Source organism: Peptostreptococcus sp. MV1 (assembly GCF_000758885.1).
In the GTDB taxonomy this organism is placed as follows: domain Bacteria; phylum Bacillota; class Clostridia; order Peptostreptococcales; family Peptostreptococcaceae; genus Peptostreptococcus.
In genome coordinates this window covers 26,793-46,314 of sequence record NZ_JRNB01000047.1, presented here as the reverse complement: position 1 = coordinate 46,314, position 19,522 = coordinate 26,793, and the positions used below count along the sequence as shown (strand labels likewise).

The 19,522-nt window shown below is 39.7% G+C and carries 17 protein-coding genes, 2 tRNA genes, 1 other RNA gene and 1 other annotated feature (1 of these 21 running past the window's edge); of the genes, 1 reads left to right on the top strand and 19 read right to left on the bottom strand.

Translation table 11 applies throughout. The annotated features are described in order from the left end of the window. Positions 1–58: 58 nt before the first annotated feature. A tRNA-Glu gene (locus HMPREF1639_RS03565) sits at positions 59–130 on the bottom strand. A gap of 383 nt (positions 131–513) precedes the next feature. On the opposite strand from HMPREF1639_RS03565, the gene HMPREF1639_RS03560 reads away from it, so the two are divergent. Continuing rightward, a complete protein-coding gene (locus tag HMPREF1639_RS03560; protein WP_036763303.1) occupies positions 514–1,830 on the top strand; it encodes an MGDG synthase family glycosyltransferase in 1,317 nt (438 codons plus the stop codon). A gap of 132 nt (positions 1,831–1,962) precedes the next feature. On the opposite strand, the gene HMPREF1639_RS03555 is transcribed toward HMPREF1639_RS03560, so the two are convergent. From HMPREF1639_RS03555 to serS, 18 genes are all read right to left on the bottom strand, one after another. Continuing rightward, a complete protein-coding gene (locus tag HMPREF1639_RS03555) occupies positions 1,963–2,238 on the bottom strand; it encodes a hypothetical protein (RefSeq protein ID WP_242847270.1) in 276 nt (91 codons plus the stop codon). After that, positions 2,235–2,834 carry a recombination mediator RecR gene (gene recR / locus HMPREF1639_RS03550; protein WP_036763301.1) on the bottom strand — a complete coding sequence of 200 codons (600 nt, stop codon included), beginning with the start codon at positions 2,832–2,834 and terminating at the stop codon, positions 2,235–2,237. Before recR ends, HMPREF1639_RS03555 begins: the two co-directional genes overlap by 4 nt. A 34-nt stretch (positions 2,835–2,868) precedes the next feature. Next, the gene (locus tag HMPREF1639_RS03545; RefSeq protein ID WP_036763298.1) at positions 2,869–3,213 is read right to left on the bottom strand and encodes a YbaB/EbfC family nucleoid-associated protein; all 345 of its coding nucleotides are present in this window, start codon (positions 3,211–3,213) and stop codon (positions 2,869–2,871) included. Between the two features lie 62 nt (positions 3,214–3,275). After that, positions 3,276–4,946 (bottom strand): DNA polymerase III subunit gamma/tau, encoded by a 1,671-nt coding sequence (dnaX, locus tag HMPREF1639_RS03540; protein ID WP_036763292.1) that lies wholly within the window; start codon positions 4,944–4,946, stop codon positions 3,276–3,278. 59 nt (positions 4,947–5,005) lie between these two features. Then, an RNA gene (gene ffs, locus HMPREF1639_RS09055) (signal recognition particle sRNA large type) lies at positions 5,006–5,270 on the bottom strand. A 217-nt stretch (positions 5,271–5,487) separates the two neighbouring features. Continuing rightward, on the bottom strand, positions 5,488–7,188 hold the full coding sequence (locus HMPREF1639_RS03535; protein ID WP_036763289.1) for a hypothetical protein: 1,701 nt from the start codon (positions 7,186–7,188) through the stop codon (positions 5,488–5,490). Positions 7,189–7,275: 87 nt separating this feature from the next. Continuing rightward, positions 7,276–8,025, bottom strand: coding sequence for a glycosyltransferase family 2 protein (locus tag HMPREF1639_RS03530; protein WP_242847272.1), 750 nt, complete (start codon positions 8,023–8,025; stop codon positions 7,276–7,278). 53 nt (positions 8,026–8,078) lie between these two features. Beyond that, entirely contained in the window at positions 8,079–9,413 is a 1,335-nt protein-coding gene (locus HMPREF1639_RS03525) for a Na+/H+ antiporter NhaC family protein (protein ID WP_036763287.1), read from the bottom strand. A gap of 125 nt (positions 9,414–9,538) precedes the next feature. Next, positions 9,539–9,628, bottom strand: a tRNA-Ser gene (locus HMPREF1639_RS03520). Between the two features lie 58 nt (positions 9,629–9,686). Beyond that, positions 9,687–11,321: a cell wall-binding repeat-containing protein gene (locus tag HMPREF1639_RS03515; protein WP_036763284.1), complete on the bottom strand. Its 1,635-nt coding sequence runs from the start codon at positions 11,319–11,321 to the stop codon at positions 9,687–9,689. A 158-nt stretch (positions 11,322–11,479) separates the two neighbouring features. Next, the gene (locus tag HMPREF1639_RS09580) at positions 11,480–12,550 is read right to left on the bottom strand and encodes a deaminase (RefSeq protein WP_198021054.1); all 1,071 of its coding nucleotides are present in this window, start codon (positions 12,548–12,550) and stop codon (positions 11,480–11,482) included. Between the two features lie 111 nt (positions 12,551–12,661). Further along, a complete protein-coding gene (gene thiH / locus HMPREF1639_RS03500; protein ID WP_036763282.1) occupies positions 12,662–13,843 on the bottom strand; it encodes a 2-iminoacetate synthase ThiH in 1,182 nt (393 codons plus the stop codon). 14 nt (positions 13,844–13,857) lie between these two features. Then, complete coding sequence (locus HMPREF1639_RS03495) at positions 13,858–14,625, bottom strand: thiazole synthase (protein ID WP_036763280.1); 768 nt, start codon at positions 14,623–14,625, stop codon at positions 13,858–13,860. 36 nt (positions 14,626–14,661) lie between these two features. After that, the gene (gene thiF / locus HMPREF1639_RS03490; protein ID WP_242847269.1) at positions 14,662–15,342 is read right to left on the bottom strand and encodes a sulfur carrier protein ThiS adenylyltransferase ThiF; all 681 of its coding nucleotides are present in this window, start codon (positions 15,340–15,342) and stop codon (positions 14,662–14,664) included. Continuing rightward, positions 15,335–15,529, bottom strand: coding sequence for a sulfur carrier protein ThiS (thiS, locus tag HMPREF1639_RS03485; protein WP_036763278.1), 195 nt, complete (start codon positions 15,527–15,529; stop codon positions 15,335–15,337). The genes thiF and thiS overlap by 8 nt, the downstream gene beginning before the upstream one ends. Positions 15,530–15,806: 277 nt before the next feature. Then, entirely contained in the window at positions 15,807–15,965 is a 159-nt protein-coding gene (locus HMPREF1639_RS09220; RefSeq protein WP_156955937.1) for a hypothetical protein, read from the bottom strand. A 263-nt stretch (positions 15,966–16,228) separates the two neighbouring features. Continuing rightward, a complete protein-coding gene (locus HMPREF1639_RS03480) occupies positions 16,229–17,626 on the bottom strand; it encodes an alanine/glycine:cation symporter family protein (RefSeq protein WP_330371689.1) in 1,398 nt (465 codons plus the stop codon). Positions 17,627–17,966: 340 nt separating this feature from the next. Further along, a complete protein-coding gene (serS, locus tag HMPREF1639_RS03475) occupies positions 17,967–19,247 on the bottom strand; it encodes a serine--tRNA ligase (RefSeq protein ID WP_036763273.1) in 1,281 nt (426 codons plus the stop codon). Between the two features lie 134 nt (positions 19,248–19,381). Beyond that, positions 19,382–19,522: a binding site (T-box leader), on the bottom strand (it continues 67 nt past the right edge of the window).

Sequence of the window (19,522 nt, the reverse complement as noted above, 5' to 3'; positions counted from 1 at the left end):
CACAGCTGGCTTGGAAGGCCAGAACTCTACCATTGAGCTACACCCGCATATAAAATTATGACTCATAGGGGATTCGAACCCCTGTTGCCGCCGTGAGAGGGCGGAGTCTTAACCACTTGACCAATGAGCCGTATGACGACCTCGCTAAGTCAAAGCTCTTTTCAATCACTACTGTTTTGAACAAGTATTATAATATCAAAGTTACCCTTAAAAGTCAATAGCTTTTTCAAGAAAAATTTGCATTTTTTCGCTTTTTTTCAGAAGTCTCTTTTTAAGCCACTTTAAGATGGAGAGAACTGTTCTAGTCTGCCCACCTGTATACTTATCTAACACTACTAGCAAATTTGTCTGATATTTATCTAACCATCATATCCACAACTATTATAAAACACTTTTAAGTAATCTGTCAAGAATTATTAAGATTGTCTTAAGAATATATTATATTTCCGTTAAAGTACTTTCACTGGCCCATTTTTTGGTCTATAATCTTTATGTAATTAAGGGGGTATTAATATGAAAAAAGTATTAATAATGACCGCTTCCACAGGTGGAGGCCACAACAGGGCTGCAAAAGCCATTATAGAAGAATTGGAAAAAAGGACCTACAAGGGTCATAATATAGAATGTAAGATCATAGATAGCTTCAAGTTGGTCAGCACAGCCATGGACAAGCTAATATCAGATGGCTACGAAATATCAGCTAAGTATACACCATCAGCATACGGTCGCATCTACAAGCTATCCGACAAGAAGTTTTTCGCTATAAACGAATTTAAAAACAATCCAATCGCCCTAATACTAGCTAGGAAATTCAAAAAACTAATACTAGAAGAAGAACCCGACCTAATAATCGGAACTCATGCATTTCCACTGGTAGCACTTAGCAGGTTGAAAAGAGGCGCTAGGGGTGACGAACTAGAATGTCCTTTCTCAGAATTTGTAGCAAAGACAAGTGAGGAGATGTACAACTTTCCACCACTTATATCAGTTTTAACCGACTATACAGCCCACTCTGCCTACCTACAGGACGAGATTGACTACTATATATGCGGAGATGAATACGTTAAGGAACTCCTTATAGAAGACGGTATCGATGAGTCCAAGGTCATGCCTTTTGGTATACCTGTAGAAAAATCCTTTATGGAAAATAGGCCTAGAGAAGAAGTTCTTGGGGAACTGGGATTGGATCCCCACAAAAAAACCATCCTTTTGATGGGTGGTAGCTTTGGTGCGGGCAATATAAAGGGAACGCTTGAAGATATATCTCAAATAGATAGGACCTTCCAGATCCTAGTCATCACAGGCAGAAATATGCACCTAAAAAAATCTCTAGAGAGAAAAATTGAAAACTACGATACCAGTATAGATATAAAGCTCATAGGCTTCACCAAGAATATGAATGATATCTTGTCTGCTGTAGATATACTTATCACCAAGCCAGGGGGGCTGACTACTACAGAAGCCCTACTAAAGGATGTCCCAATGGTCATACCATACTTTATACCTGGCCAAGAGGGCGAGAACCTAGACTTCTTGACCAACTGCGGTGTAGCCATCAGGACTACCAAAAAGTTTTCCATTAAGTCTGTTATAAAGGTCCTTCTTGACAACCCAGAAAGACTCGAAAGGATGAAGGACAATATCAGATCAATCAAAAAACTAAAGTCTGCTGAGAACATAGCCGACCTGGCCCTGGATATATTCGACAGGTCAAGTGTGGATTACGAATCAATCCACCTGAGGCAAAACCTCTTGACTAAGATAGAAAACAGCGTTGTAATCAGTAAGAGCATCATTTCAAAAGCCTGGTCATGGTCTATAGGCTTATAAAAAATAGGCACCAAAAGTGATATTTGAGTCACTTCTGGTGCCTATTGATATTTTTGATTCATTTTCTCATTATGCGGCCCCTATTTGCTGAAAACTCCCCTTATTGGTCATTCTCTTTTGCCTCATAAATTGTTATTTATTTCTAGGAGGCTCATAATAGTCCTCTTCATAGTCATACTGAAAGTTTCTAGCATTGTTCCTAAATACACTGGTATCATTAACCCTCTTATACCTAGATGTCCTGCCTGATTTCTTTGTCTTAGTCTGGTTGTGTCTCTTTTTTACTACCAGACCAAGGGCCTTGTTTTCATCATATTCCTTAGCCATATTTTCAACCTTCTTTAGCTCCAAACTATACTGGTCCAGACAGGCCTGGGCTATCTCCAATTCCTGGTCTAGGTCCATCATATCTCTCTTCTTCCCTCTAGGGCCTTGGAAATCGTCACATCATCAGCATACTCCAGGTCACCACCTACTGGTAGACCATGGGCTATCCTAGTAACCTTGATCCCCATAGGCTTGACCAACCTAGAAATATACATGGCAGTCGCCTCCCCCTCTATAGTAGGATTTGTCGCCATTATTATTTCCTGGACACTGCCATCTCCTAGTCTCGAAATCAGTTCCTTGATATTGAGCATATCTGGACCTATGCCATCCATAGGAGATATGACCCCATTTAGGACATGATAGCGACCATTATAGTCCTTGGTCCTCTCCATGGCTGCAACATCCCTAGGATCCTCTACCACACAAATAGTAGATGAATCCCTATGACCATTGGCGCATATAGGACAGACCTCTGTATCTGAAATATTACAGCAAACACTGCAATACTTTATTTCATTTTTCACGTCTACCAATGCCTTGGATAGGCCTGCCACATCCTTTATATCCATGTTTATCACATGGAAGGCCAACCTCTGGGCAGTCTTTCTACCTATGCCTGGCAGCTTTGAAAATTCATTTATCAGCCTATCAATTGGCTCACTGTAATTCTCCATATCGTCATATCACCTTCTACATTAAGTCAACCAACTAGAAAGGCAGGTTCATTCCACCTGTTAGCTTGCCCATCTGAGACTTCTGCATTTCATCTATCTCTCTCATGGCCTGGTTTACAGCACTCATGACTAGGTCTTCCAACATCTCTATATCGTCTTGGTCAACTACTTCAGGCTTGATGTTGATACCAACTACTTCCTTCTTGCCATTTACCCTTACTACAACTGCTCCACCACCTACAGAAGATTCTATTTCCTTAGCCTCTAATTCTTCCTGGGCCTTTTGCATATCAGCCTGCATCTTCTGAGCCTGCTTCAACAAGTTGTTCATATTCATTCCACCTGGCATTCCTCCGCCAAATCCACCTTTTTTAGCCATTAATATTTCCTCCTCAAATTTATTTTCTTATTTATATTTAGCTTATTATATTAAACCTACAACTACTCTATCTCTAAAGTATCCCCCAAGACATCCTTGAGCATGGACTCAAGAGGACTCTCTTCATCCTTTGGAGCCTCTTCCTTGTCAAAATTCATCTTGGACATATTGGCCTCCAGAATAAACCTCAGGTCAATATTTAGACCACATATCCTAGATAGGGTAGACTGTATATAGGCCTTATTGGACTCTTCCTCTAGCCTCTCTAGGGCAAATTCAAACTTGTCTTCCAGAATTATATACAAGATACCATTTTTATAGCTGATACCCTTTTTTTGTACCAAAAAGGCCCTCAGTGGCATCTTCTTGTCTTCCTTCATCTTGTCTAGGAACTTGTCCCAATTTTCGTTGATTAGGACTAGGTCCTCATCGTCTATTATATCAAATTTATCACTAGTGTCTATAGAAGAATTTGTCGACTGGTCCATAGCCATACCTAGATGTGGAGGGACTTGGTTCAAGCCCTGCACCATTGTGGCTTGACCGACCTGACCTGGCAATACATTAGCCTTTATACTAATCATACCATCTTCAACCAACTTTTCCAGTTTTTCCAACCTCTTTGATAGGGCTTGGTCTGACTGGTCCATAGCCGGTGATGCTAACTTCATTATATATATTTCAAGGGTCATCCTCTGGTTGCTAGAATACTTCATCTTGTCCGCCAAGTCTGATAAAATCGTCAAAATTCTGATGATTTCTTCCGTATCTATACCACTAACCAGGTCCATCATAGACTGAGTTTGGTCTTGAGTCAGGTCTACAATATCAGTAGACTGTCCAAATATCTTGACCATCATTAGGGACCTGAAAAAGCCTGTTATGTCCTCTACCAAGAGCCTCAAATCCTTGCCCCACATAAAGTAGTCATCAATCATTTCCATTGACCTACATACATCGGACTCCATTATTGACCTAGCCATCTTTAGTAACTGGTCTGGATCAGAACCGCCTAATAGGTCCAAGACTTGGTCTGCTGTCAACTTGGAATCAGAAAATGACAGGCACTTGTCCAGTATGCTCAGGGAATCTCTGACAGACCCCTGGCCATTTCTGGCTATTATCCTAATGGCATCTTCCTCTATGTCTATAGATTCACTCTGGCATATTAGTCTCATCCTGTCCATGAGGTCTCCAACCGATACCCTCTTAAAGTCAAACCTCTGACACCTAGATAGGATGGTCGCCGGTATCTTATTGGGCTCTGTAGTAGCCAGTATAAATATGACATAAGATGGTGGCTCTTCTAGCGTCTTTAGAAGGGCATTGAAGGCCCCCTGTGATAGCATATGAACCTCATCTATTATATATACCTTATACTTGGAATTAGCTGGTGTATACTTGACTGTATCCCTCAATTCCCTGATATCATCTACGCTATTGTTGGATGCTGCGTCTATCTCAATTACATCTAGGTTTGACGAATCCATTATAGACAGGCAGCTAGGACACTCATTACAAGGACGGTCTTGGTCGCTGGTTTGACAGTTGACTGCCCTAGATAGAATCTTGGCAGTAGTAGTCTTACCAGTACCCCTAGTCCCACAAAATAGGTAGGCATGACTCATACTATTTTCTTTTATTTGATTTTTAAGAGTCCTGATGATATGGTCTTGACCTATTACATCATCAAATACTAGTGGTCTATACTCCCTATACAAGGCCTTGTGCATAATATCCCTCCAAAAAAATAACAACCCCATTAATGGGATTGTAAATTTATATGTTTAAACTGCACACCATCCTTCGACAAGTGCCTACAACCGTTGCTAGTGTAGTTGGCTCCGCACAGGCGTCCCCAAGTCACATGAAAGTGACCACTTACCGCTGCTTTCTTCCGAATCTGACGGGATTCATGGGCTTGCATTGCTTGGGACCCATGCATCAACACTACTTGCACAAGACTGCATCACAGACAGCTTGCCTCTGGATGGAATTCAACCTCGCTAAAGCGGATTGCGAGTTACAGGGCACCGCTAACTCCCCATCTAGTACAGCAAAATTATAACCAAAATTAATTTAATTATTGATTAACATATCTACATTTAAATCTTAGTTAACCATTAAAGTGAAACTTACCTCTGTAAATTTAAAGTGTCTGACTTTGATTAGCCAAGACATAACTTATGATATCATATTTGAGATAAATATTCAATGTTTTATTTTCATTAATAGTTGGATTGACGGGCTTTACCATGAGCAAGACAAAATAGGCTACTTTAAAAGAACTACTAGACCGCCATTTCTTATACTATTTGCTAGAGCCTTCCTATCATTAAAGTTATTCTTGTCATACTTTTTGATGCTGATATCATCCGTCAAAAGTATGTACTTACATACTAAATAGGTCTTGTAGTCATAGCCCTTCTTGGTGTAGACTGTCACCTGCTTGTTGTAGGTAGTTGTGGGGTAGGTCAGTTCATTGTCACTGATCTTATCCTCCATAACTTCCTTGAAGCGGTACATATCTACATCATGGGCCAATCTATCAGCCGGTACCAAGACCTGGCTCAGCCTGGCGTGATCATATAGGCAAATACCTAGCATCATGACCAGGCTAAGGCCTATATAAAATATATTTTTCCGATAGACGCTGAGAAACCATGCCAAAAATAACAATCCTATATATATCTTCATACTATTAAAATACCTATCATAACTAGCCAAAACCCTAGCCTCATATATAGGCATGGAAAACAAGTACATAAACAGGTTGCCCACCTGGTAGGCAATAGATGTCAATAGGGCAAATACAGATAGACCTGCCAGAGAAAGCCAAAACTTCTTTTTGGTCACCAAAAGACTTATCAGACCAATCGCCAGCAGGGCTATAAGTATATACCAATAAATATCTCCAACATTCCTGTCTATAAACATATTTACTATCATATCCACATTTCCCTTGCCCTTGGACGCCATTTCCTCTGAATACCTGGCAAAGGATATAGAGTGCTTGGCTGCCTTTTCAGCCACAAAGGTCCTCTTGTGGTGGAGGATCCAGGCCTGCTGGACTATAAATGGAATCAAGATGGCCATGACTAGCTTTAGACTAATTTTCCTCTCTTTTATCATGAAAAATACTAAGAGTAGCAAGGAAAACAATAAAAATATAAGTCCGCTATGCTTGATACTAATCAAAAATGACCCCAAGAGTAAAAAGGGAAGCCATACCTGTCTCACATCCTTCCTATGGTAGTAAACCATATAGGACAGGGCAAAGGCCACTGTAGCTAGTATAGTATCTATATACATGGTAAAGGTCCTGACATTGGCAACCTCAACTAGAGCAAGTGTAAACACAAAGACTAGACCCATAAATACCCTTTTGGCCATATCACCCCTGGCCATTTTTCTGGAGAAAGGCAGGATGGGCAAGACAGAAAATACTAGTACAAGGGCATGAGCCTGTTGGTATAGATTTTCTTGGTAGACGGTCCTAGCGCTATTGAAAAGACAAAATATTGGCATGGCCAGTGGATAATCACTGAAACTAATACACTTGTCCAGTGGTCCAGGTAGGGCCCTAGATGTCTGCATCAGCCTAACTGCCAGTCCCCAATGTGAAAAGGCATCATAGTCCCCCACATTAGACCTCAAAAATAGGCCCGTATATACCAGCATAAGAAGTCCTGTCAGGCCATACAAGTAGAGGTTATTCCTATATATTCTCGGATAGGCCAATAGTCCAAACACAAATAGGCCCAGTCCCAAAATATACATAATATAAATACCAGGAAAAAGAAGGTCCATATAGCCAAAAAATATAAGGGCTACAGATATAAAAGCAATCGTACATATGGGGGCAAACTGACCCCTTATAGCTAGCCTAGCCTCTAGGAAGCAAGAATATCCCGCTATACAGGCAAATATCAATAATAAGTGCAAAAATGGATACAGTATCCTTATACCATCCAATACTTTTCACCTCCAAAAATCACCAATAAAAATAAATCATAAAAATATAAGGCCCCACCAAGCAGGACCCCAAAAATAAAGAAGTGCTTAATTAAAAAATTTAGTAAAAAAACACCTAAGAATCATCCTATAAATTTTAAAAGAATCTACAAATGGCCTAAAGTGACTCTCTGAATTTTCCTTGATATAGTGGGTCTTGATATCCACTTCTCTTATCTTATAGGACAGTCTAGAGGCCTCTATCAACATATTCATCTCATATTCAAATCTGTCACCATCAAGATTATTGAAGTCTGCTAGGGCTCCTAGAGAAAGCCCCCTCATACCCGTCTGACTGTCATTTATCCTGACACCATATAGGAGACTAAATATAGCCCTAGTCAGCTTGTTTCCATACCTACTCTTGAATGGCACACATGCCTCATCAAAATTCCTCCTACCCATATATACAGTAGAAGCAAAATCCCCCTCACAAGATAGGTAGTCATCAGTCATAAGACCGTCCAACCTGACCACATCTTCCACCAGGTGCTGACCATCAGAATCCAAGCACAAGACACCTATATATCCATCCAAGGCAGACTCATCTAAACTTAAGACATAGGTAAAAGCATCCTTTAGGGCCCTGCCCTTACCCATATTCTTCTCATGCGTCAATATATGTATATATGAGCCAGATAGCCCACTTATATCTGTAAATATCTTCTGCTTATCATCCTGACTTCCATCATCGACCACTAGAATATATTCAAATCCATTTTTCACTAGATCCTTGACATATTCTACAAAATAAAAAGGAGGGTTATAAGCAGGTATTATCAATATAGTCTTTCTCATCCTATTCAAATGCCTTCACCCCCCAACTAATCTTTCTTTATAAACCTATAACACTAGGCACTTTTTGTCTTCTTGAACATGGCTGAAACCCTGTCTACATAAGGTACATAAATAGACAATAGGGCAAAAGCAGCCAATACTAGCGGATACCAAGTTAGGTATACCACTTCAAAGGGACTATTTAGTCCCTTTATACTTGCACAGGCAAATAAGACCTGGGCACCATAGGGAATCAAACCCTGGAATACACAAGAGAATATATCTAAAAGCGACGCCGCCCTCTTAGGCTCTATACCGTACTCTTGACTGATTTCCTTGGCTATTGGTCCATTGATCAAGATAGCAACTGTATTGTTTGCAGTAGCTAGGTCTGTAAGTGATACCATGGCACTGATACCAAGTTCAGCTGACTTCTTACCCTTGATAATCTTCCTAACCTGCTTGATAATCCAGTTTATACCACCCTCACGTTCAACCATATAGGCTAGGCCACCTGTAAACATTGATAGAAGGAAGATATCCAACATACCCTTGAAGCCTTCAAATATCTGCTGGCTGAATACTAGGGCTGTAAATGAACCGTCACTAATACCTATTATACCTGATAGGACAATACCTCCTGTCAAAACTACGAACACATTCATGCCCCATATAGCAGATACTAGGACGAATATATATGGTATAACCTTGATTATATTGTACTCATATGACTTCACACTTGGTATAGCCTCTGGTCTAGCAAATACCAGCAACAAAACTATAGTAACTATGGCAGCTGGTAGGGCTATAATAAAGTTGGCCTTGAACTTGTCCTTCATCTCAACTCCCTGAGTCCTAGTCGCCGCTATAGTAGTATCTGATATGATAGATAGGTTGTCACCAAACATACCACCACTGATAGTAGCACCTATCACCATGGCCTCACTAAGACCTGCCGCCTGGGCAAAACCTATAGCTATTGGAGCAACTGCTACAACCGTACCCACAGATGTACCTGTAGATATGGCTATAAAAGATGAAATTATAAATATACCTACTGTTATATACTGAGGTGGTAGTACTGACATACCAAGATTTACAACTGAATCAACACCGCCCATCTGCTTGGACACTGTTGAGAATGCACCAGCTAGCAAAAATATGATACACATGATGATTATGTTTTCATTACCGCATCCCTTGACTAGATTATTGAACTTTTCTTCAATAGACCCCTTAAACATTATAAATGCAACTATAATACCTACTATTGCCGCTACTGGTGATGGCAATTGATAAAAGGCCATTTCTGTCCCCTGAACATTCAAGACTATACCTGTAATCAGGTATATACCTACAAAGACTAGGAAGGGGATTAAGGCTTTGGCACTAACCTTATCGTTTTTCATATACGACTTCCTCCTTAAAAAATAAATATTTTCTCATTTTACATACTAATACTAATAGTATACAATAAAACACCAGGCTATACAACCTAGTGTTTTCAATATTTCTATTTAATCAACTTATAAACTGGCGGAGAGAGAGGGATTTGAACCCTCGGTGCAGTTTCCCACACACCCGCTTTCCAGGCGAGCCCCTTAAGCCACTCGGACACCTCTCCGTATTATTTCCACCTAGATAATAATACCACAAGTCATCCAATTTTATAAGCCCTAATTTTAATTATAGTCAATAAATTCCCTCATGTTGTTCATCTTTCTATTCATGATACCCCCAACTGATCGGAAACCAACACCATAGCATCCCAAGGAAGGGTCTGTTACATCATACTGCCTAAGGGCCTTGGTCCAGATTTCTCTTTCCTCATATGTTGGGTTCTTTACGAATATAGCTGGGTCATCAAAGGTAGGCACAGATGAATAGAAGGTACAATTTCTAGAATTCTTCTGACAAAACTCCTTTACACCATCATGACAGGCAAAGTGGTCCACATTACCCCCACTCTTGTCGTGTACATTCTTGGCAAGGCTCTTGTATGAGAAGTTCTTTCCATGTTCTTCCTCAAATTTTTCTATAGCCTTAATAACTATATCCTTGTCAATCTCCAGATTTCTATTGTGGGTAAAGATTACATTTTCCTTCTTTACACCCATTATTTCAAGGGCCCTTACCATCTCCATATCTCTCAGATAAATAAAGTCTTTCCTACTAATCCTACTCCTACTAGTCCTAATAAACTCACGGTCTAGGGCTTCGTATACCCTACTCTTACTACCATCTGTCATCAGTATCAGGTAGACCTTCCTGCCGTCCTTTACATCTCTGATTATATCCAAGCCCATATCTATAGACTCATCATCCTGGTGGGGATTTATATATACCACGTCAGTCACATACTTTTTAACCAATCCACCCACAGCTACTATCTTTTTGAAGTGGTAGTCGTGGACCTCTTCACTAGACTCCTTGACCAATAATATGTTGGTCTTCATGGCTGTCGCAAGAGGCGTTGCTGCTACAGTATCTGCAAATGTCGTACCAGATGAGATCAGGATATTTTCACTGTCTGGATAATATTCCTTGTGGATAATTCTAGAGGTCTGGTACCTATCCTGACCACTAATCCTCCTAGCCCTACTTATCTTTGCCATGGATTCATTGCTGATTGTATTCTCACCACCAACTACTAATACTTCTTCAGCCCCATAGTCATTTATAATTTTTGCCGTACTATCATCTATGTCCTTGCCAACCAAGAGCATTGGAATCTTGTTTGTATAGGAATATGACGACATAGACAAACTATCTGCAAATACCTCACTACTAGCCAATATCAAACTTTTTTTGTTGGTATTCTTATTTTTATCGGCAAATTCACCACACTTATAAGATAGGTCAAAAGGCTTGTCAGCGCTAATAGTCTGGACCTTGTATCCCTCGCTAACCAGGTCTGATTCTAACTTGGGATTTATATTGCAACCTACTATATATACATGTTCTGCCTTTAACCTGGCAATCTCTGCATTTGTATTCCTATCCAAGCCCCTCCTGCTATTCAACAATATAGGAGCATCTAGGTAGGCCGACAACTGTAGGGCCGACATACTATCCACATAGTTGGATCCATCTACTATAATAACCTCATCTGAATGATCATAAGCCATCTGTGATATTAGCCTAGATGTGTCATACCTATCCTGACCATTCAGGCCCACATAATCCTTAGTCATATCGTTCAAAAATTGGTCAATTTGCCTCTCTCCATAGGCCTCTATGTCCACTCCTGCCAACATACCCATGCTAATACTAATTATACTGGCCAGTATAAGACTCTTCCTTATAAATTTAGCCATTGATACACCTCCAAATAATTCCAATTTTCATAAAATTTTCTGCTTATCAATAGAATATCACATAATAGCTTTTTTGTAATTATATTTCAGTATACAATTTATTAACTTTATATTTTTTGATATTCAGCCTATTTTATATGAGAAAAATCTCGTCGAGTCTATATTTTTTTCTCCTTCCTTCTCTCTCTAAAAAAGTCGGTCAAAATCCTACTAGCCTCTTCTTCTAATATACCAAACTCAACGTTTATATTTCTATCCCTATAAACTTCTAGCTTGAAGTCATTATGCTTGCCAACTAGGTGATTTTTCTTGTGGCTGGCCCCTATATATAGCTTTTTTATCCTAGAGTTTTCTATAGCTCCTGCACACATCAAGCATGGTTCCATAGTCACGTACATATGGCAGTCAAACAACCTCCACCTGCCCAAGGTCTTGGCAGCATCCTGGATAGCAACAATTTCTGCGTGCTGGGTCGGGTCACCTGTCAACTCAACCTGGTTAAATCCCCTACCCACTATCTGGCCATCATATACCACCACAGCACCTATAGGGGTCTCCTTCATGGCATAAGCCTTCTTGGCCTCCTTCATGGCCTCAGACATAAAATACAGCTTGTCATCCTTCATAAGGCCAGACATTATAGCCACACCATGGGCTCCTGCTTCTAAGGCAAGACCTGAATTATCCATACCTATACCACCTATGGCATAGACTGGTAGTCTAGAAGTTTTGCACATATTCCCCAGAAAATCCAAGCCTCTAGGCTCCAGCCCCTTCTTGCAGTCGGTAACAAATACATGGCCGGCAAAAATATAGCTCGCTCCCAGTTTTTCAGCCAATCTAGCCTCATCAATAGAATGGGTAGATGCACCTATATGGTCAAAACTCTCCATAAAATACCTATAGTCTTCTTCATTTTCTGCTAGGTCTACAAGTAGGGGAAGGGGCATATGGATATTTTTTATCCCCAACTCCAAGGCAGATTTCCAGTACTTGTGGGCATATAGGTATATCTGGTACTTCTTACAAAGGACATCTACATCCTTTAGGAGCTGAAAATAATCCTCCTCACCTAGGTCCTTCTCTCTCAATACCAAACCCTGTATAGAAAAATCTGCCAGGTAGTCCCCCTTTCTATAGGAACTGAATACATCTTCCAACCTCTTTAATAGCCCCTCTTGGCAAAGCTTCCTATTGGTCACTATCATCAAATTTGTATTTCTTTCCACCTTATAACCCACCTCGCTTTCGAATATTTTACATAAATATTATACCATGCAAGCTCATATAAGAAGTGCATGGTATAAGTAATCTTTATGTATTTTACTGACTAATATCTGCTAAGCTTCTTTGCTAGCTTCCTGAGTTAGGTTTATATAGTCGCTCATAACCGGCTGTAGACCACCAGACTTGATAGCCTCAAAGACTTCTTCCACATTCCTAGCATCAGCTATTTCAAACTGTTCATCACCCTTTTGGTCCTCTACTTCCTTAGAATGACTACCTATACCCGTACTAACTCCGGCTGATATCTTTGTAGCAGCTATCTTTATAATATTATCCCTAAATCTAGGCAACTCCCTAGTTGATACGGTAATATTAGCAAATGGAAGAAAAATCCTATAGGCACATATTATCTGCAATAGCTGAGTTTCATGCACGTCCTTGGGGTTAATTTTATCGTTATTTATAATAGGTCTTAGCCTTGGACACGATATCGATATCTCTGCATGAGGGTACTTTTGTTGCAATAGGTAGGCGTGGTAGCCCGTAGCAAAGGCATCCTTCCTAAAGTCATCCAAGCCCAATAAGGCCGCAAATCCTACCCCTCTCATACCACCTCTCAAGGCCCTCTCCTGAGCATTTAACCTGTATGGGAAGATCCTCTTGTGGCCTGCTAGGTGAAGTGTCTCATACTTGTCGGAATTATATGTTTCCTGGAATACTGTCACATAGTCTGCCCCGCAAGAGTTTAGGTAGGCATATTCATCAGAATTCATAGGGTATACCTCTAGGCCTACCACACTAAAGTACTTGGTAGCCAATTTACAAGCCTCACCTATATACTTGACATCAGAATGCTTTCTACTCTCTCCTGTAAGGATCAGGATCTCTTGAAGTCCTGTAGCTGCTATAGCCTGCATCTCCTTTTCAATCTGGTCAAAGTTCAACCTAGACCTCTTTATCTTGTTGTGTGAATTAAACCCACAATATATACAATAATTTTCGCAGTAGTTTGCTATATATAAGGGCGTAAACATATATATGGAATTACCGAAATGTGCCCTAGTCTCCCTTTGAGCCCTCTGAGCTATCTCTTCTAAAAAATCTAGGGCAGCTGGTGATAAAAGGGCCTGGAAATCTCTTGGTGATAAAATATCTTTAGCCAAGGCTGCCTTTACATCAGCAGGTGTAAATGAATCATAGTCATAAGCCTCCATCTGGTCTATAACCCTATCCATAATATCTGACTCAAACTGTTCCATACCTTCCATATACTGCATATGATCTATTCTCTTCATATCGCAACTCCCCCCTAGTCCTGTAAAAATCCTGTAAGTGGTGATGAAGCTACACCACCCTTTTCTATGACTCTTCCTAATTTAGCTAAATATGCTAGTCTACCTGCCTCTATAGCCTGCTTGAAGGCCTGGGCCATCATAGGTATATCTCCAGCTGTAGCTATAGCCGTATTGGCCATTATGGCAGCCGCCCCCATCTCCATAGCCTCACAGGCCTGTGATGGTCTACCAATACCTGCATCTACTATTATTGGTAGGTCTATTTCATCTATCAGAATCTGTATAAAGTCCTTAGTAGCTAGTCCCTTGTTTGAACCAATTGGAGAACCAAGTGGCATTATACAGGCAGCACCAGCATTTTTTAGGTCTCTAGCTACATTTAGGTCCGGATACATATATGGCATGACTATAAAGCCTTCCTTGGCAAGAATTTCAGTAGCTTTGATAGTTTCAGCATTATCTGGCAATAGGTACTTTGAATCCCTAATTACCTCAATTTTTACAAAGTCACCACAGCCACACTCTCTAGACAACCTAGCTATTCTCACGGCCTCCTCTGCATTTCTAGCACCTGACGTATTTGGCAAAAGTGTAACCCCCTTAGGTATATAGTCCAGGATATTTTCCACCTGGCCACCCACAGCCCTTCTCAAGGCTAGGGTAATAATTTCTGCCCCTGCATACTTGACTGCACTATTAATCAGGTCCAAAGAATACTTGCCTGAGCCAAGTATAAACCTCGAATTAAACTCTCTACCACCTATTATCAACTTATCTTCCATATTTGTATCCTCCATATTTTTAAATTCTTATTTTTCTTACTCCATACCCAGGAGTAACCTTATAATTATATTAGCCTGGTGACCTGCACATATGCTGACCCTAGGAGCCATCATACCATCAACCTCTTCAAAGTCTGACCTTCCATCACCACATATATATAATCTTCCAAACTTCTTTTCAGTCCTAATCAGGTTGGCATCATCCAAACCAGCCATACCAGATGCAGCTACAAGAATCTTGTCATCAAAATTCGTCAAGACCTCCGACACCACCATAGACTTGCTAGCAGCATCATCTAGGGCCTCACAGACAACATCTGAACCTTCAACAATATCTATAATATTATCCTTGTCTATCTTTGTATTTATTATCTCTAGGTCTATAAATGGATTAATGGACCTAATAACCTCTAGCAGGGCCTGGGGCTTTTTCATACCTATATGTGATAGGTTATAGTACTGACGGTTTAAATTTGACAATTCTACTCGGTCAAAATCTACCAATACTAGCTTGCCTATACCAGACCTGGCCAGATAGACTCCTATATTAGATCCTAGACCACCAAGCCCCAAGATACACACGCTCGACCTTGCCAAGACCCCATCTTTATCCCTTATATTCCTCTTGAAGAGGTCATCCGGACCTAGACTATAGCCCTTTATAGTCACATGACTTAGGCCCTTATTTATTTCGCAATCCTTATAAATCTTAGCCACCTCCTACAAAACAAACTATCTCCACCTTGTCATACTCGTTTAATACGTAGTCACCATAACTTCCTCTTTTCAGGATAACTCCATTTAACTCAACAGCTAGCCTATTCGTATCAAAGCCCTCACTCTCCAAGTAATCTAGCAGGGTCCGGCCTGCAACAAGAACTTCCTTACCATTTATAGTAGCCACAACTTCACCTCATTTCAAAAATATTGTGTCCGATAAAACTTCAAAAACATCTAAAATCAGCGATTATATAATACTAGCTAATATATCGGTTTTTTCTATGATTTTCTAATTTTTACCGAAAAAAAACGCACGAAGGAAGCCTACACCCGTGGTGGTGTACCCCTTCGTGCGATATTAATCAACACTCTACCTGTATTTTACTATATCTTGCTTGTAATGACAAGGGGAAATCTCTATTTCATCTATAAAACCATGAAAAAACTGAACCCATAAAAGTCTACATAACCGAGTCTACCATATAAATCGGTATAAAACTGATTCCATCCTTTTTACATCTATCCTTTTGTGACAATAGGATTTGCTCGTCTATCACCTTAGAATACTTCTTGCCAAATTCTTTTAAGGACTTGTGGCTACCCAAACCTGATGACTTCACTTCTATCGGCCTTAGCTTGTAGCCATTAGATACCAGAAAATCTATCTCATAATAATGGCTACTAGCCTTCTGGTCCCATGTATGATAGTAAAGCTCATAATCCTTAAAAACGACATTTCTTCAAAATAATAAAGTCCGAAAAATGACATTTCTTCAAGATTATATTTGCCTAAATAGTGTATTTCTTCAGATAAAAACCGACCCAAGAATCAGAACTCATCTGACTCCAGGTCGGTTAAAATTTCATATATTAAACTATAATCTTATTCCCAATAATCTAGGTCTTCAGGATTCAATCCAACAGACTTAGCGTGGAATTCTGGTTCCTTACCAGCCTTCTTCTGGTCTTCATAGTCCTTAAGAGCCTTAATAGCTACACCACCCATGATTACACAACAAGGTATATTTATAAGAGCCATCAAGCCCATTGTAATATCGGCAAATGCCCAAGCTGCTTCCATTGACATGATTGCACCAATGAATACTATCAAGGCAGCAACTGCATAGAATAATTTCATAAATCCATCACTTGGCTTCTTGTTGCCATTTAGGTAAGATAGACCTGTTTCACAGTAGTAAAGGTTACCTATCAATGTAGTGAAGGCAAACATGATCATTGCTATTGTGATAAATAGTGGTCCAAATGAACCAAATACAGAACGTAATGATTCCTGTACCATTGGAGCACCTGCAAGTTCAGGCTTCATTCCAACACCACTGATTAATATCATAAATGCTGTTGCTGAACAAATCAATATAGTATCTATATATACAGATAGGAACTGTACTAGACCCTGCTTAACTGGGTGAGAAACCTCTGCTGATGCTGCAGCATTTGGAGCAGAACCAACACCTGCTTCATTTGAGTAAAGTCCACGCTTGATACCGTATACTAGGCAAGAACCTGCTATACCACCGGCAAAAGACCTAGCACTGAAGGCATCTGTAAATATCATTCTGAATACTTCTGGAAGCATTCCTATATTTAAAACTAGTACTATAAGTGAAACCAATACATAAGCTATACCCATAAATGGAACTATAACCTCTGTTACGTGTATCATACGCTTACCACCACCAATGATTGAGATGAAAACCGCAAGCGCTATAACTGCACCTATTATCTTTGGTGTCACACTTGGATTATAGAAACCGTAAGTTGAGAATGCAGACTGCAGGTTGTAAGAACACAATAGGTTAAATCCAAAACCATAAGTCAAAATCAAGCATACAACGAACAGACCTGCAAGGAACTTGCTCTTTAGAGCTGTTTCAATGTAATAAGCTGGACCACCGTAGCATCCACCAGTCTTTTCATCTTTACGCTTGTAAATCTGAGCTAGTGTAGACTCTATAAATGCTGTTGCTGAACCAACTATAGCTAGTATCCACATCCAAAATGCTGCACCTGGACCTCCAAGTACTATGGCAGTAGATACACCAACTATATTACCTGTACCAACACGAGATGCAGTAGAAACCATCAAGGCCTGGAAAGAAGAAACCTTTCCTTTTTCGCCTGGCTTTTCCATAACTGCCCTTACAGATTCAGGAAATAGCCTAAGCTGCACAAACTTTGTCCTAAAACTGAAATAGATACCAGCTACAGCTAGTACTACTATCAGAATGGGATAGTACATAAGGTCGTCAATTTTTGTCAATAATTCTAAAATAAGTCATTCCTCCCCTTTTCGCAGAACAAAATATCGTTATCCTGCAATTTAACATATTTATTACTAATTTATTCCACAATAATATTATCCTATAAACAGGGGAAAATTGCAAGCAAAAAACTGAAGGTTTCAAAAAAATTATCTAATTTCTTATACTATAACAAAAATTGCATAAATACTATAATTAATGGTCAAATGCATGGTATTTATATCTATATTGAAGCACATTATGAAAGTTATGCATAGAACGATTCAAAAAATTGTGCAGATATAAGAGTTAATGAATTAAATATTTCATTTATTCCAACCAAACTTTTTATACTATATATTATTTGATTACATCACACTTCATATACTTTCTAAGCGCCTCTGGAACTACCACACTGCCATCAGCCTGCTGGTAGTTTTCAAGGATCGCCGCAAGAGTTCTACCCACTGCTAGACCTGAACCATTTAATGTATGAACAAACTCAGTCTTAGAGTTCCTATCCCTCTTAAACCTGATATTGGCCCTTCTAGCCTGGAAGTCTTCAAAATTTGAGCAAGAAGAAATTTCTACATACCTGTTATAGCTTGGCATCCAAACTTCTAGGTCATACTTCTTAGCAGCAGTAAATCCTAGGTCACCTGTACATATCTTAACTACCCTATATGGTAGACCCAATAACTGTAGCATCTTTTCAGCATCGTTAGTCAAAGTCTCTAGCTCCTGATAAGAATCCTCTGGCTTTACAAATTTCACTAGCTCTACTTTATTGAACTGGTGCTGTCTAACTAGACCCCTAGTGTCCCTACCTGCTGAACCGGCTTCAGACCTAAAACATGGAGTGTAGGCACAGTGTTTGATTGGAAGCTTGTCCACATCTACTATTTCATTGTTGTATAGGTTAGTCACTGGAACCTCTGCAGTCGGAACTAGGAAGTATTCTAAACCTTCAATCTTGAACATATCCTCTTCAAACTTAGGTAGCTGGCCAGTACCTATAAAGCTGTTTCTATTAGCCATAAAAGGAGGTATTACCTCTGTATAACCGTGGTTTTCAGTATGCTGGTCAAGGAAGAAGCCTATTAATGACCTTTCTAACTTTGAACCTAGTCCCTTCAATACTGTAAATCTTGAACCAGTTATCTTTCCACCTCTTTCAAAGTCAAGTATATCTAGTCCTGTACCTAGGTCCCAATGGGCCTTGAAGTCAAAATCAAACTTAGTAGGCTCACCCCATCTTCTTATTTCAACATTGTCCTCATCAGTTTCACCCTGTGGTACATCTGGATGTGGAACATTAGGTATTCTCATCAACCTGTATACAAGCTTTTCTTCCACTTCTCTAAGCTCAGCATCAAATTCCTTAATCCTGTCTGATAATTCCTTTAATTCAGCCTTGATAGCATCTATACTTTCACCATTTTTCATCATCACTGGTATCTTCTTAGAATCAATATTTGACTTGTTCTTTAGAACTTCAACTTCCTTTAATATAGCCTTTCTCTTGTCATCCAATTCCAATACTTCATCAAGGTCCTTAGGGTCAAATTCACCTTCACCTCTTCTGCCCATCAAAAGCTTAATCTCATCAAGATTCTCTCTAATTCTCTTTACGTCTAACATCCTTCTACCTCTCTTTATAAATTTTATTATTTTGTATCAAAATACCTAGGCTCATGCAGAAAATCCTATGACCAAGTCTGATAAAAACTAGTCCTTGGTCCTTTTTTTAATAATAAAAAAGGACTCCCATCCCCATAAGGGACGAAAGTCATTATTCCGCGTTACCACCCTAGTTGGCTAAAAAACTAGCCCACCTCTAACCCTTATCGCAGGTCCTACGTCTAGTACTATTTCAAACTAGAAGCTCCGGAGTAGATTCAGAAAAACTTGCCATG